We start from the raw sequence: 15671 nt of genomic DNA, 5'->3' as shown, positions 1-15671 counted from the left end.
AATCGGGAATCGGGAATCGGGAATCGAGAATAGCTAGATATTTCGTAGGGTGGGTTAGGCGCGGCCAGGATTTTGAGGGATTACCAATCAGTTTTGTTGAGCGCCGTAACCCACCTTCTTCAAATTTTGCCCCTGACTGTTGGCAAGCGTTATAGTATAGTCGCCATTAGTCTAAGGGTGAAGGTCTGAGTGCGATGGCCTTGGCCTTTGGGCCACGCTACGCGAATGGCCACGCGGGGCGCGTTCGCATCCAATTCAATCAACATCCCTAAATGAATTCTGATAATTTTTGTTTCCTACTCCCTATTCCCTGTTCCCTGTTCCCTGTTCCCTGTTCCCTATTCCCGATTCCCTATTCCCTTTTAATATTTAAAAGGATATAACTTTTTTACCGATTGCCGAGATAGAACAACAATCGTTAAAACTCCAACAAGTGTGCCAAATGGTCTGAACCAGCATAGTAGGCAAGCTATCATAAATGAAAACCAATAATTCTTGCTTTTTCTGAGCATATATCCAGAGAGAATGATAGCAAAAGCAAAGATTTCTCCAAGGATAAAAAGTATGGCACCAGAAATGACTAGCAAATAGCCAGGCAAGTCCGATGAGACATTTCGTGATAACTTAAACCACTCTGATAACTCTCCTGATAAGTTTGCAGGAATTGAGTCACTTGCGCCAATCATGAACAGACCAAAAGGGATATACAACATTAATATAAACAGGGAGTAAAATCCGCAAAATCCCCCAAACATGTAGTGAGTCCATGATAATAGTGTTAACTGCTTTTTAGGATTTCTCATAACTAGAAATTAGTCGAATTCCCAAACTTCCCAAACTGTCCCAAGTTAGCACACCTGCCATACTTCCCTGCAATACTCTCTAGGTGAGCAAAAGCCTGAGTGTGAACTGGTGCATCTCGATTCAATGCCAAAAATTTTCCTAGTTTAACTCCCTTCGTCATCACAGAAAACTCAAGAACTGTTTTACCTTCACCATCTTTCTTAGCTCGACCCTCAGGCTCAGGAGATTTTTCTAGTGCGATGCTCCTTGGCCTTTGGGCCACGCTACGCGAATGGAGCCGCTACGCGAACGCATTTTGTAGTACGGATTTTGTAGGGTGGGCATTGCTTGAAACCAACTTCCAATCCTGCCAGGATTCACCGGAGCAATGCCCACCAACCAGGGTATCCATTGCTGGTTTCCAACTCCCAAACATTGCGGAATGGAGTAGTACGGATTTAGTAGGGTGGGCATTGCTTGAAACCAACCCCCAACCCTGCCGGAATTTACCGGAGCAATGCCCACCAACCAGGGTACCTATGGCTCTTTGCGCACCCAAAGATTTAAGGGTATTGGTGGGCATTGACCATTTCATTGCTCGGCCTTCAATCATGCATTAAGATCAGCAATGCCCACCCTACGATTCTGGTTGGGTATTGGTGGGCATTGCCCATTTCATTGCTCGGCCTTCAATCATGATTAAGATCAGCAATGCCCACCCAAAGATTCTCTAGGCCACCAACCGTTGATAATTCACTCACCAACCTTGGCTCCAATTTCCGAAAAATCTGGAACTAATGGTTGTCTGCCCCGGCAACAACAACCCCAATCGATCTGATACTGACCTGTTTCTACCCATCTGGTGAAACTCGAATACTCCCACCGATGGGGACAAGATACCAACCCATGCTTGACCGGATTGTAATGAATATAATCTAAAGCTTGTTGGAAGTCAGATTAATCTCGAATCACATGCTCCCAAAATCGGCGCTGCCAAACATTACTTTCCCTGTGTTTACGACGGGATGCCGATACATTCTGTGGCTTGAATTTTTTACCTCGTAGCGATCGCGTAAACAACACCTTAAACTGAGAAACCCGGTATGAATAAGCTGTATCCCCTGGGGGTAGAGTCCACAAAAAATGAAGATGGTCAGGTAAAACAACTGCACCAGTAATTTCAAACGGTCTCTCAGTGCGAGTTTTAGCAAGTGCAGCACGCAAATGGGCAATAGTTTCCGGTTCGGAAAACAGAGGGGTGCGGTGGTAGGTTACCAGGGTCAGAAAAAAGGTTCCACCTGGGACATAGGCTCGACGATATTCAGGCATGGTTGTGGATTGGTGGGCATTGCCCATTTCATTTCTAGGTTAACTAATGTTGAGCTTACTGAGCAATGCCTACCCTAGGATTATTGTCTGGTTCAGCTTACGCTTACGTAGGGTGGGCATTGCTTGAAACCAACTTCCAACCCTGCCCAAATTCCTATGAGCAATGCCCACCAACCAGGGTACCCATTGTTGGTTTATAACCCCCAATCCTATCGGAATTCACCATTACTTTACCCACCCAAAGATTTAAGGCTATTGGTGGGCATTCCCCATTTAATTGTTCGGCGTTAAATCATGATCAAGCTCAGCAATGCCCACCCTACGATTATCTTCCAATTCTTAATTCTTAATTCTTAATTCTTAATTCCTAGTTTTTCTAAACCGATAGACTTAGGGTAGAACAATGAACCTGGATTTTAGGACGTAGTTCAATCGTCATTACAGTCTTTATTGCTTGATTATCGGGGGCGACTATAAAGGAAAATTTTCCTTTATGATAATCTATAATTTCGATGGATTCTATTAATTCAAAGCTCAGGATTGCTTTGGACTCTCCGGCAAGCTTTAGCTCTATTTGTATAGATTCAGCAATAGTATTAACCCCAAACTTGAGAGTGGTATCTGAGGTATCGGTTACTTCGTAGCACCAATAACCATCCTGAGCTCGAACAGTTTGAGGTTCAGTGCAGAATAACTCTATCAAGGCAAGTGAATCCCAGTCACTCTGTAGTTTAATTGTTTCCATTATTGGAAGTTAATTTGGGGTTATCTACCATAAAGTATAGCGCTAATAAACCGTCTGGTGCGATATGATATGATTTCCCAGGAACTATGAATCTGGACAAATTTGCCTGATGGACCTGGTAATAGGGAGTCTCGCACTTCAATCTCAATTTCAATGAGTTCTCCTGTTTGAGAGTCTACAAAACGGTTGATGAATCCTTTCGTGATATTGCGATCATTGAGTAACACTCCCTGAAGATGTTCTGTGACTATCTGTCTAGATTCTAGTTCGTCATAGAGTCCAAGACGATGCAGTTGTTGGGAGTTTTGGGCGGCGCGGGGTGAGTTGTGGTCATCTGGCTTAATGTCCCTGTTGAACAGATAGTCAATTTTTCGCTGATCAATTAGAGCTTGACTGACAGGTTCTGGCAATTCAGTGCTTTGGTATCAACTGACAGGGGTAGCATAAATCTTCCCTAGTGCATTCTACCAATAAAGCGTCCTACTTTAGGATAGCAGTGCGATTGACATGCAGGTCACATTTTGCAGTGCTTGTCCGGTGGGCATGGCCTGAAAGCAACTCCCAACCCTGGCCAAATTCACCTAAGCAATGCCCACCCTACAATTCTCAATTCTTCATTCTACATTCAAATGGGCATTGGTGGGCATTGCCCATTTCATTACTTGGCGTTCAATCATGATCTTGATCAGCAATGCCCACCCTACAATTCTTGGGCAAGGTGATCCGCTAGATGTACTGGCATAGTGCTGCGGTTATTTGTTACAAGTACGAAGTCATTTTCTTCACACCAGCAGAGAATGTCTGGATCGAGGGTTCTTTTGGGGGGAGCATCCGAACCACCAACTACCAACACCACTAAGTCTGGTTTGTACAGTCGCAGTTGAGTTTGATAGATATGATCAACATTTTCATCTAGTAGATACTTAATGGTCATTTCCCTTCTTGATTGCTTCTCGTTCAGCCTTGAGTTGCATCAGCTTGACCACAACCGGAGAAGGGTTTTGCTGCTGTTGTTCTAGTATTTTACGACCATGGTCTAACCAATTAGTCAGGTAAGTACTGACAGTTTCGTGGTTGTGCAGGTAATAGAGAATGGTAGCATAAATTTGCTCTAGTTCCAGGGTTGGATAACTTTGGACGATTTCTTCAGGAGTACGCTGACGATGGATAAAATCATAGAGGATAGTTTCAATTCCTACTCTTGTGCCTCTGATTCGGATATCATTAGGAGCAAGAAATACAAAATAATCTTCCAGTTGCATGATTGGTCTGAGAACTCTCTTGTTATCTTGATCCTACACAAGAAGCAAGATTACACATTTGGTAGGGTGGGCATTGCCTGTTTCCAACTCGCTTACCTCACGAATTAGTAAACCAGTTTTCTAGCTCAATACCTTGAAAATCAACGTAGTCTGCCTGATTGTTCGTCACCAGAATTAGATTGTTAACAACCGCGATCGCAGCAATCTGTCCGTCAACATAAGATGGTGTTTTCCCCAGCTTCACCAATCTTCCTCGCTTAGAGGCGTGCCATTTCGCGGCTTCGTGATCATAGGGCAGTAGAATTAACTTCGCTTCTACTTCTTCCCTCAGATAAGCCTCTATCCCTTGACGTTTTCTAGAGTTGGGCAAACGATAACAGCCATAGAGCATTTCGTGAAATACAACTGTAGCAGTGGCGGTCAAACCACTAAATCTGATCAATGACTCCATCACACCAGAATTTGGAACTGGACGCAGGGGTTCAGACAAGATGTTGGTATCCAACAAATAGTGCGGAGCCCTCAAAAGATTACCTCCCGACCAAAACAGCCTTCCCGAACCTGGTTGAACACTTGATCAGGATTGATATCTAAAGCCTGTATTTGATACTTCTGACGAAATTCCGCCAAAGCTGCCCCAAATCCTAAATTTTCTGATAAATTCTCTGATGCCAAGCGTTGATACTCCCTGAGTGATAACACAATCGCTACAGGTTTACCCAGGCGCGTAATCTGTACGGGCTTACCCTGTTCGGCATCATGGACAATTTCAGCAAAGCGTACGCGAGCTTCCGCTAGGTCGTATCCTTCAGACATTTTCCGGGTTTTCAGCTATAGGGCTATGGTTCATGGCTATAGTCTAGCTAAATCCCTAGTGCGATTGACCTTTCGCATTTTGTAGCTTTTGTCGGGTAGGCATTGGCTCAAACTAACTCCCAACCCTGGCCGAATTCACCATTACTTTACCCACCCAAAGATTTAAGGGTATTGGTGGGCATTTCCTATTTCATTGCTCGGGGTTCAATCATGAACTTAATCAGCAATGCCCACCCTACAATATATCTTGGGCATTGGTGGGCATTGCCCATTTTATTGCTCGGGGTTCAATCATGATCTTGATCAGCAATGCCCACCCTACAATATATCTCCCGACTCCCGATTCCCGATTCCCGATTCTACGATTCAACTACTACTGCCTCCGATGGCTGAGTGTTGTTTTCCGCTGTATCAGTTCCTTCCCCTAAGGTTTCTTCCAGTACCTGAATTGCGCCACTGATGCGGAGTAAAGTTTCTCGCAAGTTTGCTTGTTTTGCTTCTAGTTCGGCTAGCATTTTTTGACCAGCTTCATATTCTGATTTCAGGGATTGTAAGCGTTGTTCGAGTTTTTCTTTCATGGTTTAATTTTATCTGTAATAAAAAGGTATCTCAAGGTCAAAATTATGGTCAATAAACTATGGATATTGGGTTGGTTAGGCATTGGTGGGCATTGCCCATTTAATTGCTCGGTGTTCAATCATGATCTTTATCAGCAATGCCCACGCTACAATTCTACTCAGCAATGCCCACCCTAGGATTGTTGTTGTTTGCTTGGGCTTTCAATCCCATCATTTTACCCTAGCTCCAAATCTTGCTAAACTTAGTCATCTGAGACTAGTTGATTTAGTTGAAGTTCCAATTGATTGATCCGTTGTTCATAGTTGCTGCTCTTGTGAGCCATATCTTTTATAACTTCAACTAAGTACATGCTTATTTTTCGGTAATTAATTGCTTCAGGTAACCCCTGTTCGTCATAGTAAACAAGTTTGTTAAGACCAATTTCGTTAAACTCCTCAGCAATGTATCCAATTTCCCAACGATTGGGATCGTTAGGTCGTGTATAAGTCTTGGGTTCTACTGTCAAAATTTTCTCAAAATCGTCTTCCAGAGAAATGATATTTTCCTTCGTTTTAGCGGAAGAATTGTCGTGATATAATTGTCCCGTACCACTATTCCACTGTGCATTTTTGTGATCACCATAAGGGACATCAGTAACATATAAACCACCAGAAATTCTCACATCCCCATCTTGTTCGACAGTGAATTTGGAGTTACTAGTGGTAATTTCTGTAGAGCCATAGGCAATCTTGAATTTCTCGTCATCGTCCATACCAGCCATCCAGGAATCGCTTCCTGTGGTTTGGTTTTTGAATTGAATGAAAGCTTCGTTGCTATCACCACATTCAATTAATGCAGCAGTGTCATCGGAAGGACGGTAAAACCTTGCAACTACTCTGTTGTTATAGCTTGTTGAGGTTACCACATCCAGCATCTGATTCGGATCCGTTGTCCCAATACCAACATTACCATTTTTAATCACCATCTGGACTGTGCCACCACCAGCATTCAGTTGGTTATCGTTATGAGAGCCACCTTTGTACCAGGCAAAGTTTGTAGCGGTGCGAAAATACTGTGTACCACTCTGAACACCAATGCCATAGTCTTGGTTCCACAAATTTATCATCTGCCTAACTTGGGAGCCAAAGCTAAGGGTATTAGAACCGCCTAGGCTGAAATTGTCGTTGAGGGTCAAACTTTCGAGGGTGGCATTGCCTGTGACAGTCAAATTCCCTTGTACTTTCAATTTCGATGAACCTGGATCTGTTGTGCCGATACCAAGATTACCTGCAAAGGAAGAGTTGCCTGTACCCTTGACAGTCAGACCACCATTGGCTGCTGTGGTTAACACCATTCTCTCATTAGTGCCATCATCGTCTCTCCAGGAGTGGTTGCCATTGGCAGCATAAAACAAAGTGCTACCATTGATACCCAGTCCGTATCCACCCCAAAGTTGCAATTTGAGGTTGTTGCTAGTGTCATTATTGGTAAAGACAATTTGTTGAGCACCATCGAGTTGAATGTTGCCTGCGCTAACAGTCAACTTCCCTTGTACTTTTAATTTCGATGAACCTGGATCTGTTGTCCCAATACCAAGGTTACCTGCAAAGGAAGAGTTACCTGTACCTTTGACAGTCAGACCACCATTGGCTGCTGTGCTTAACGCCATTCTCTCATTAGTGCCATTAGTATCTCTCCAGGAATGCTTGCCATTGGCAGCATAAAATAAAGTGCTACTATTGATACCCAGTCCGTATCCACCCCAAAGTTGCAATTTGAGGTTGTTGCTAGTGTCATTATTGGTAAAGACAATTTGTTGAGCACCATCGAGTTGAATGTTGCCTGCGCTAACAGTCAAATTCCCTTGTACTTTCAATTTCGATGAACCTGGATCGTTGGTGCCGATACCAACCTTACCATCTTTAATCACCATCTGGACTGTGCCATCACCAGGATTCAGTTCGTTATCGTGATGAGAGCCATCTTTGTACCAGGCAAAGTTTTTAGCGGTGCGAAAATACTGTGTATGACTCTGAATACCGATGCCATAGCGTTGATCCCACAAATTAATCATCTCCCGCATGTTTTTGTGGAAACTGAGGGTTGCAGAGTCGTCAATGGTCAAATTATTGAGAGTGGTATTACCTGTAACACTTAAATGACTATCTAGCGTGGTATCACCAGTCACACTCAAATCACCATCAATAACAACCAAACTACTAGCACTATTACCACCAGAACGCAGGGTTGGTCCAGTGATTGCACCACTATCCAAATTACCACTAGGCAAACGCACTCCAGAATACTGGCGTACACTGAGATCAGGAGTCACAGTACCGTTTCCAGCAATTGCCAGCTTTGCCAGAACAATCGAGTCCTCAGGCACATTTCCCAGGGTAGCAACTTGGATATTGGGCTTTTCGTGCCAGCGCCTGGCACCACTGCTACCCAAACCTCCATCAGTTGTCTGATCCGATTGTTCCTCTTGATAGGAAATAACTAAGTAAACTTCCTGACTTTGATACCCGCTAAGATTGATTGGCGAAGAGTCTGTACTCAGAATAATCTGCCGACCTTCACTGTCAAGAGCAGTACCAGGGGTAACAATCACCTGATTAGTGTCAGTTTTAAGAGTCAAACCATCACAAATGCCGGAAACCCTGAGGAATTGGTCTAGGCGGCGCTTTCGGTCAATATGATACTTTTGTTCATCAATAAAATCCTGGTCTTTTAAAAACTCACCATCGAAGTAGCGTACTCGCTTGTCAATGTAAGGATACTGAGTATAATCTGCCATGGTAATTATCCTAGTTATGGTTTTATAGAAGTTTTCAATTGGGTAGGGAGTAGGGAGTAGGGAGTAGGGAATAGGGAACAGGCAATAGGGAATAGGCAAGAGTGAAAAAATCTTGTGTACCTCCCACACTCCCCACACTTACCACACTCCCCACACTTACCACACTTACCACACTCCCGACTCCCGACTCCCGATTCCCGACTCCCCACACCCCACACCCCACACCCTTAGTTACGATATCGTTGTGGTGCCCAATAGTGTAGTCTCCCCAACGATGATGCCTGGTTTACTTTCAGTGGGCTCATTAATAATTTGCATACCGGGTATTAACACCCGCAAGGCATAAAAGGTGTGAGCTGGTTTCTCCTGATTCACAATTGCCTTAGCAATTTCTTCCTGACGTTGAAGCTTTTGAGGGTCTCGCTCGTTCAAGGTGATTGTCACCTGGAAGTAATGAGCAGGTTGTTCAAATTCGTAGATTTTGACGTCTTCTTGAGTGTAAAGTTCTAGCATTTGCTTCACTCCCGCCTTAGTCCCCCGTTGGCGATAAAGAGGGACAATATTGCTGATAAATCGGCGTTTAGTCTCCTCACTCCAATCATCTCGCAAACTTAACGCTACCCAACTGGCCAGCCAAGGTATAAACTCAGTTGGTGCTATCTCTGACTCTACTGGTAAATCAGGATGATTATAGGGATTGAAGTAAGTAGGGATACGGTCAATGTACTCTTCTAGAGCCAACTGTTCAGGATTTGGATCATCAGTATCCCTAGGTAAAAAACCACTCATTACCCGCTCAAGGGCTAGCAGAAACCGACCAACAAAAGGGTCTTCCTGAAAGTTAGCTGGTAGATAGTTTAGATAGCTACTTAGGTTGTTGGACATAAGTCAAGGGAATAGGGAATAGGGAATAGGGAATGGGGAATCGGGAATGGGGAATCGGGAATCGGGAGTCGGGAATCGGGAATCGGGAGTCCGGAGTCGGGAGTCCGGAGATCAGGATTTTTGGGGTTACTTAATCATGGAATGATTTTAAGAGTAAGGTGAAATGGGCATCTTGGGTGGAACTGGCATCTTGCCAGTTTCAATATAGGCATCTTGCCAGTTTCAATATATTTTCGGGCGGGCAGGATGCCCACTCTACTCCTATTCAGCGCGAAGATTCAGCAACGCCGGATTTTTTCCCGACTCCCGATTCCCGATTCCCCATTCCCGATTCCCGATTCCCCATTCCCTACTCCCCACTCCCCACTCCCGAGCTAGTTAATTGCCATTGCTCCCCTATGTATTCCATGATTACTAAATTCAACTGTACGTTGAAGTCTACTAACTCATAGTTTTTAAGTTTAACTCTGATCAGCTCTTTTTCGATAAACTGATAGCTTTCTTTCGGTTTACTGCGTTCCTCCCGCCAGGTTCCTAACTGAACCACCTTTGTCCCTGTGGTTGGAGCTTGGCTGAGAGCTTGTTTGAGGGTAATTTTATTGCTGGAAAAATCAACAGTGTCAATTTCTATATTTTCGGGATTGCTATTAGTAGGAATGATGCGAACCGTATCCCCCGCTGCTAATCCCGTTACTTGATTCACCTTGAACTCAAGGTTGGATATCACTTCAGTAATCTCAAAACTAAGGGGACGGACAACCATTGTTCCCAGTCCATAAGCTTTATTTAAACCTGAAGACAAGGTCAATTGTTTTAGTCCTTCCTCAATAGTACTAATCGTATAGTATTCTTGATCACTACTGCTGGGGTCTAGTTGAATAGTATCCCCTGGGTTAAAACCGGTGGTGTCTTTAACCGTAATCTGAGTCTGGGATCTTGAGCTTGCCTGAGTTAAAACAGTAGTGGTTAGCTCATGAGTATGAACCATGACATCCTCGGCATAGTCAACTCCAGGGATGCTATCCAGTAATTGATATAGCTCCGAAACGTAAATACTCCTACCAAAAGGCCAACCCTGACCATCCCAATAAGACTGGGAATTAACTGGGTGGAAGAAAGCTTGCGCCTCCTGGTTTGCCTGGTCTTTAACCTGCTGCGCATTGCCCCCCGCTACTAGATAGAGTCGCGCCCAAACTTGCAAGGGTAGGTAGTCTGGGGTAACTACGTGATGGCGTACGGTCAGCAGCCGCCGTTCATCCAAGAAAGACCATAAGCCTTGCAACAGAACAGCAATGATATTGGGTTGATACCAACTGGCTCCTTGGATAGTTCCATGATTTTGGTTAACAGTCTTATCCTTAGCAAGGATACCAGAGCCTTCATCCAAATCCCAGCAACCAACTAATCCCTTTTCTGTACCTTTAAGAAAGTCATTCATCTCCTGTTTAATGTCTGCCTGCAAGCGGACTCCCTCCCAAATCCGCAATTGAGTAATTATGCCTTGGAAATAATGGCTTTGGTTACCTCGACAGCCAAGATAAAGGGATGAATCATTAATAGTATTACCTGAAGTGATATCTTCAGTAAAGCCTTCTAATTCTCCATCAAGATATAAGTACAGTGTTGAACTATCTTTTACAAAAGCAACGTGATGAAAGTTGTCATCATTAATGACTTTGGTAGAACTAATGGTAGCCAAGTTAGTACCATCACTTCTAATTACCTGTAATTTACCAGAGCGATTTTCATATCTAATCCCATAAGGAAAACCCCCAGCACCACTCCCTTTTTCTAAGATACTATTATGGGTTTCTTGGGTTCTAGCTTGAACTTTTTTAGGTCTGACCCAAAGTTCAATGGTAAAATTTTGATCCTTAGCTTGATCGTTAGCAAAATTGAGTTGGTCTGAGTGAGGGATTTCCAGATAATCATCCTGGCCATCAAAGGAGAGCAAACTGTAGTTATCAGGCAAAGTTTGAGGAACCACCAGCAAGCTAATGTTTCCTGGCGCAGGTTCTTCTCTGGCAGTTGGTTCACTCAAAGCCAGATTCTGCTGAGAAATGCATTTAGCCCTAGCGACTACACCAAAAGGACCAAGAGCTTTAGCGGTTGGTGTTTCGTGCCAGTCTTGTAGTACCAGTTGTTCAAAGTCCTCACTACTGACTGCCCGGTAGCGTTGCCGCAAATCCACAATGGTTTGCTGCACTGCTGTCTCCAAATCCCCTTCCAGCTGCCACTGGGAACCATTAAGCAGCTTCAGAAACATTTTTTGGTTTTCATCTGGGATCTGATTAGTCCGGTAAATCACCATCTCCGTCAACCAAGCCAACATCTCAATCAAGATGATGCCAGGGTCAGTAGGATTGTGGTCAGTCCAATTAGGATACTCTTTCGGTATTAGAGACCGAGCCTCTTCCAAGAGGTCAGCATAAGTACGGTCATCTAGGTTAGGTAGTGGTAGTGGCATTTTTCATTAGTTGGTTGTGAGAATTAAGAATTAAGAATCCTGACCCAGACTAATTTGATGTTCACCGGAATAGATTAGGAAGCGGTTCCTTTGTTCGTCAGGTATCTCGGCTAGGTCAATGGAGAGATAGTTAACATAATTCACACCTGGAACGGATTCGATTAACCGATACAGGTCTGATTTATGGGGCTGACGACCAAAAGGCCAGCCTTGACCTTCTACTCCACCAGTCAGGGGATGTAAAAAGTGGTTCAGGGCATCGTTGACCTCCATTACAACGGCTTCGGCAAGGTCTAAGGAGAGGGGTACAACCTCAGCTGTGACTGTAACTTCTACCCAATAGGGTCCCGTCACTCGCAGGTCTAGGGTGGGGGCACAGCGAGCCAGGATGTATTCCTCTACTAAGTCCAGCAAACCAAGACTGGGAGTAGGTTGCCGTGCTGAAGAATCCGGTAGAATAATCAGTTCTACTTGACCGACATCGTCTCGGTCTAGATAAGGACTATTGTCAGCATGGTCACTTGTGGTCTTGGGGGGTAGGTTGAAATTTCCTGTCAGAGAACCATCAGGGTACTCGATGGTGACATCACCGCTAACGTTAACATCGCCCAAGTTGACCATAGTCACGTACCATTCGCTGCCAAGACTGAATTGGCTGGCTGTGACTGGGTAACTCAGTTCGCGTCCGCTAGATTGATCAGAAGTAAAGATTTTTTCCTCATAAGCTATCGTCTGTCCTGGACCATTAATCTTGACCTGTACTTGATAGCTGGTTGGGGGATTATTACCCTGGGACCATAAACTGACCGTGATCGTCCCTGATTGCTCCAACGGCAGGTAGTAGTTTGGCAACCACTGTAAGTCTTTTGGGTTAAATTCAGGAGTAATTGCCCATGCCCTGGCTACATCAGTGGATGCTTGGTAGACCAAATCTTCAATGTCTTCGGCAGTTACAGCTTTGTACCGATGGCGCAATGTCTTCGGCCCTTGTTCCTTCACCCACTCTAGAGACTCCTGATTGGATCCACCACTAGCAGCTTCTAGGTTAGTGACACTATCTACATAAGGCACTGTGGTCTTGAGTTCGGTGATAGTTTCAGCTGGTTTGTTACCCTGTTTACCACCACCTGTGCGGTAGTAAACCATACGGATATTGTTGCTACCTAGGGGTGGTATCCTTCCCTGTTGGTTGTTGCCAAAGCTTACTTCTCCGGTCAGGTGATTGAGAACATAGTGACGGTCTTCCGCTCCGGAACCATAGAAATCTGATACTTCTTGCCAAACTACCCACACCTCCTCTTGTAGATCCGTTTCTTCCTCTTCCCGGACCTCTAGTTGTTGACCCTCTAACACAGGAAACTGGAGGGTGAAGAAGGTTTGATCGGGATTCCCATTACTCGAACCAAGGATTTCATTCTCAATGGTGGTTGCCTGGGTTGCCCAAGTTGTATTAAGCAGCAACCGCCGTAGTCGGGGTGGCACTCTAAAATCACCCCCTTGCCAGCGAATTCGCAGCCAATATAAGTCTTTACCAAATTGTGATTGCTTTGTCAAGTCAGTTGGTCCAATAAACCGGACTAAACCCGGTTGACTCATGGCAGCGGTTTCATCGGCTTCCACGCCTAAACGCACCCAACTGTCAAGGCTGGAATATTCTGCTGCTATCACTGCTGGCTGAGTTATGGTAGGACTTGTGGCCAATTCCCCTGGTGCTGGGGGTTCTACCTGGGCATAGATCGTGGTGGAGCGGTTGGCAAAGGGAGTATCAAAGCCTAGGTAAAGGGTCGGTCTATCGTCTTGAGTGGGAGTAAAAGCCTCAAAAGGGGAGCCATCCTGCTGAGCGTTAGTGGTGCAATCTACATAAGTGAAATCATTGTAGGTCAAGCAAGCTGAGAGAGGGGAATCACCTGAGTTGTAGCTATAGCTTAGCTTCAGGGATTTTACCACTGGTGGAGCTAACGCTGAGGCTGGTAGGAGTACCACACTCGTTTCCACTGGATGAGATTGAGTGAGGTTGCTCGTCAGGGTCAGGGTATTCTCGTTGAAATTGATACTAGCAATCTCCAAGTCTTCCTGCTTGTTAGTACCTGGATCAATCCGGATGCGATCGCTAGGCAAAAAACCTCTGACACTATCTACCTTGATGGTGTTGATACCACTGCTGACCTCTTGTTCAAAAAGTTCCACCGTTGCTCCACTGGCATGGTCGGAATAGATAGTATTGGTCAGAGTTAGGGTATTAGAGCTAATACTACTAATTTGCGCATATTCCGGTTGACTAGTGTCTGCCCCAATCAGAATAGAGTCATTATCTTGAAAGCCACTAGCGCTACTGACCTGTAGGGTATTGGCTCCACTGTTAACAGCTTGAGTGAGTGTGGTGCTAATGGCACGAGATGGCTGGAGTGTGGTACTGGTTTCTTCTGCGGTAGCTTCCTCAGTACCATAATTACCCGTGATAATCCGAGCACGAAGCCAATAATTGGTTTCCCCATTTACTGGCTGCGGTTCCATCTGGTCAGGGAGGGTGAAAGTAAATGCACCGCCAATAGTGAAGTTGGCAGCAGACAGACCAGAACTATTATGTTTAACTACCTGCCAAGTACTACCATTCCAGACTTCCCAGCGGACTTCAACACCCCCAGTGGTATTAACCGGTGGAGCATCACTACTTAAAACTAAATTAACGGTAACTTCGGCTCCAGGTTTAGAGAAAACTTCCTGACTAGCCAGATAAAAGGTATCGTTAAAACCAGGCTCCTCACCAAAGGGATAGAAATCTTTGCTCAGATCCAGTTCATCGGTATCGAAAAAGCACAACTCTGGTACTATATCACTGCCATTAATCTCCACACTGGCACTAATGTGATTGATCTGTGGCAATGACTGAGGTGGAGGTAATGGAGTATTGGTAAGCTGAGCTTTAAGCCAGGCAGCATTGATCCCATTAATACTACTGTGACTGGGGACTGGCAGATTCTCAATGGACACCTGCCACTGACTGTTACCTGAGTTAGTCAAGCTTGGGAAGGACTTGCTAATTTGGTTCTGGTCGTCAATGTCTAGACGGGCCAAACGGATATGAGTATTCGCTGGTTTACTAGTATCGGTCTCAGCAATTAGTTCCAGGACTGGTTCTGATTCACTGTAGGAAATTACTACTAGCCTAGTTTGATTGGTGTTGCTGCTCAGGTCAACAGACTGTTTTTGAGCGAGATTAATTTCTCGACCTTGATAATCTATCGCCTTTCCAGGTTGGACGATAACTTCAGCAGATCCAATTTCAACCTCTAAGCCCTCAATAATTCCTAGTATTGGTTTCCAGACCTCACCATTCCAGTAAGACCAAGTGATTGGTACTGCTGCTAAGCCAACTGGATTAGGAGAGTCAATGGTTAGGGTGAGAGTTTTCGATTCAGGTAAGGTGAGCAGGTCGTCACAAGCCAAATGGAGGGAATGTTCAATGGGCTGATCCCCTGCAAAGGTTAGAAAAGCAGCATCTTCTTGACCCGTTGCTTGCTTAGTGCGATCGCTATAGCGGTCTTGTTCCGGTTCCCGCACAAACACTGCTTGCAGTTGCACATTGGTCAAGACTAAATCACGCTCGGTCTCGAAAATGACCTCTTCTTCCTCTCCTTCTGTGGGCGGTGCTGCCACCTCCGTCTGAGCCGGAACCAAGGCTTCTGTACTACCAGTTGCCAAATAAAAGGTCAAGGGTACTCGCGCTGGTCGGGGTGGTCCAATGCTAGTGCCAATCAAGTCTAGAAAGGCGAGGAAGTTTTTATCCGGGACTTGATTAAGGCGATCGCCAACAATCGTTGCCAGATGACCAAAAATACGAATTAGTGACCGACCAGCATCTGGCTTTTCATCTGCCAAAGGACGCCAGTCTGTGAACGCCTTAGCGCACGCCTCCGTATAGGCAACGATGTCTTTATAGCTACGTTGATCAATCTTTGGAGCTTGCATAAGAAAGTAGGGAGTAGGGAGTAGGGAGTAGGGAGTAGGGAGTAGGGAGTAGGGAGTAGG

Annotated in this window: 15 protein-coding genes and 2 pseudogenes; 1 reads left to right on the top strand and 16 read right to left on the bottom strand. The window is 44.9% G+C overall.

All coding sequences use genetic code 11. The features are described from left to right. Nucleotides 1-362 precede the first annotated feature (362 nt). From AC4II3_RS19295 to AC4II3_RS19230, 14 genes and pseudogenes are all read right to left on the bottom strand, one after another. A complete protein-coding gene (locus tag AC4II3_RS19295) occupies nucleotides 363-803 on the bottom strand; it encodes a hypothetical protein (protein ID WP_488009834.1) in 441 nt (146 codons plus the stop codon). 2 nt (nucleotides 804-805) lie between these two features. Next, nucleotides 806-1066, bottom strand: coding sequence for a hypothetical protein (locus AC4II3_RS19290; protein WP_488009836.1), 261 nt, complete (start codon nucleotides 1064-1066; stop codon nucleotides 806-808). 470 nt (nucleotides 1067-1536) lie between these two features. Next, a pseudogene (locus AC4II3_RS19285) lies at nucleotides 1537-2112 on the bottom strand (REP-associated tyrosine transposase). Nucleotides 2113-2488: 376 nt separating this feature from the next. Next, nucleotides 2489-2857 carry a hypothetical protein gene (locus AC4II3_RS19280; RefSeq protein ID WP_488009838.1) on the bottom strand — a complete coding sequence of 123 codons (369 nt, stop codon included), beginning with the start codon at nucleotides 2855-2857 and terminating at the stop codon, nucleotides 2489-2491. Nucleotides 2858-2877: 20 nt separating this feature from the next. Then, the gene (locus tag AC4II3_RS19275; RefSeq protein ID WP_488009840.1) at nucleotides 2878-3267 is read right to left on the bottom strand and encodes a hypothetical protein; all 390 of its coding nucleotides are present in this window, start codon (nucleotides 3265-3267) and stop codon (nucleotides 2878-2880) included. Nucleotides 3268-3566: 299 nt separating this feature from the next. After that, a pseudogene (locus AC4II3_RS19270) lies at nucleotides 3567-3791 on the bottom strand (DUF5615 family PIN-like protein); the annotation flags it as partial. Continuing rightward, nucleotides 3781-4119 carry a DUF433 domain-containing protein gene (locus AC4II3_RS19265; protein WP_488009842.1) on the bottom strand — a complete coding sequence of 113 codons (339 nt, stop codon included), beginning with the start codon at nucleotides 4117-4119 and terminating at the stop codon, nucleotides 3781-3783. The gene AC4II3_RS19265 and the pseudogene AC4II3_RS19270, both read right to left, overlap by 11 nt. A 97-nt stretch (nucleotides 4120-4216) precedes the next feature. Further along, complete coding sequence (locus tag AC4II3_RS19260) at nucleotides 4217-4645, bottom strand: PIN domain-containing protein (RefSeq protein ID WP_488009844.1); 429 nt, start codon at nucleotides 4643-4645, stop codon at nucleotides 4217-4219. Next, the gene (locus AC4II3_RS19255) at nucleotides 4642-4935 is read right to left on the bottom strand and encodes a type II toxin-antitoxin system Phd/YefM family antitoxin (protein WP_424094782.1); all 294 of its coding nucleotides are present in this window, start codon (nucleotides 4933-4935) and stop codon (nucleotides 4642-4644) included. The genes AC4II3_RS19260 and AC4II3_RS19255 overlap by 4 nt, the downstream gene beginning before the upstream one ends. Nucleotides 4936-5170: 235 nt before the next feature. Next, entirely contained in the window at nucleotides 5171-5305 is a 135-nt protein-coding gene (locus AC4II3_RS19250; RefSeq protein ID WP_488009846.1) for a hypothetical protein, read from the bottom strand. Continuing rightward, nucleotides 5295-5513: a hypothetical protein gene (locus AC4II3_RS19245; RefSeq protein WP_488009848.1), complete on the bottom strand. Its 219-nt coding sequence runs from the start codon at nucleotides 5511-5513 to the stop codon at nucleotides 5295-5297. The genes AC4II3_RS19250 and AC4II3_RS19245 overlap by 11 nt, the downstream gene beginning before the upstream one ends. 242 nt (nucleotides 5514-5755) lie before the next feature. After that, a complete protein-coding gene (locus AC4II3_RS19240; RefSeq protein WP_488009850.1) occupies nucleotides 5756-8389 on the bottom strand; it encodes a tail fiber domain-containing protein in 2634 nt (877 codons plus the stop codon). After that, nucleotides 8325-8513: a hypothetical protein gene (locus tag AC4II3_RS19235; RefSeq protein WP_488009852.1), complete on the bottom strand. Its 189-nt coding sequence runs from the start codon at nucleotides 8511-8513 to the stop codon at nucleotides 8325-8327. Before AC4II3_RS19235 ends, AC4II3_RS19240 begins: the two co-directional genes overlap by 65 nt. 8 nt (nucleotides 8514-8521) lie before the next feature. Continuing rightward, nucleotides 8522-9175, bottom strand: coding sequence for a phage tail protein I (locus AC4II3_RS19230; protein WP_488009854.1), 654 nt, complete (start codon nucleotides 9173-9175; stop codon nucleotides 8522-8524). 213 nt (nucleotides 9176-9388) lie between these two features. Between AC4II3_RS19230 and AC4II3_RS19225 the strand changes: the two genes are divergently transcribed. Further along, complete coding sequence (locus AC4II3_RS19225; protein WP_488029410.1) at nucleotides 9389-9553, top strand: hypothetical protein; 165 nt, start codon at nucleotides 9389-9391, stop codon at nucleotides 9551-9553. Here AC4II3_RS19225 and AC4II3_RS19220 read toward each other — a convergent pair. Beyond that, a complete protein-coding gene (locus AC4II3_RS19220; protein ID WP_488009858.1) occupies nucleotides 9525-11642 on the bottom strand; it encodes a LamG-like jellyroll fold domain-containing protein in 2118 nt (705 codons plus the stop codon). The two genes, AC4II3_RS19225 and AC4II3_RS19220, sit on opposite strands and share 29 nt — an antisense overlap. 30 nt (nucleotides 11643-11672) lie before the next feature. Continuing rightward, on the bottom strand, nucleotides 11673-15671 hold a 3999-nt coding region (locus AC4II3_RS19215), incomplete at its 5' end, for a baseplate J/gp47 family protein (RefSeq protein WP_490722867.1).

The organism is Moorena sp., from assembly GCF_982860115.1.
This window is presented reverse-complemented; position numbering and strand designations above follow the sequence as displayed.

Excerpts from the sequence above, each read along its gene's own strand:
- AC4II3_RS19295 (WP_488009834.1), bottom strand. The coding sequence starts at position 803 with ATGAGAAATCCTAAAAAGCAGTTAACACTATTATCATGGACTCACTAC.
- AC4II3_RS19280 (WP_488009838.1), bottom strand. The coding sequence starts at position 2,857 with ATGGAAACAATTAAACTACAGAGTGACTGGGATTCACTTGCCTTGATA.
- AC4II3_RS19265 (WP_488009842.1), bottom strand. The coding sequence starts at position 4,119 with ATGCAACTGGAAGATTATTTTGTATTTCTTGCTCCTAATGATATCCGA.
- AC4II3_RS19255 (WP_424094782.1), bottom strand. The coding sequence starts at position 4,935 with ATGTCTGAAGGATACGACCTAGCGGAAGCTCGCGTACGCTTTGCTGAA.
- AC4II3_RS19245 (WP_488009848.1), bottom strand. The coding sequence starts at position 5,513 with ATGAAAGAAAAACTCGAACAACGCTTACAATCCCTGAAATCAGAATAT.
- AC4II3_RS19230 (WP_488009854.1), bottom strand. The coding sequence starts at position 9,175 with ATGTCCAACAACCTAAGTAGCTATCTAAACTATCTACCAGCTAACTTT.
- AC4II3_RS19220 (WP_488009858.1), bottom strand. The coding sequence starts at position 11,642 with ATGCCACTACCACTACCTAACCTAGATGACCGTACTTATGCTGACCTC.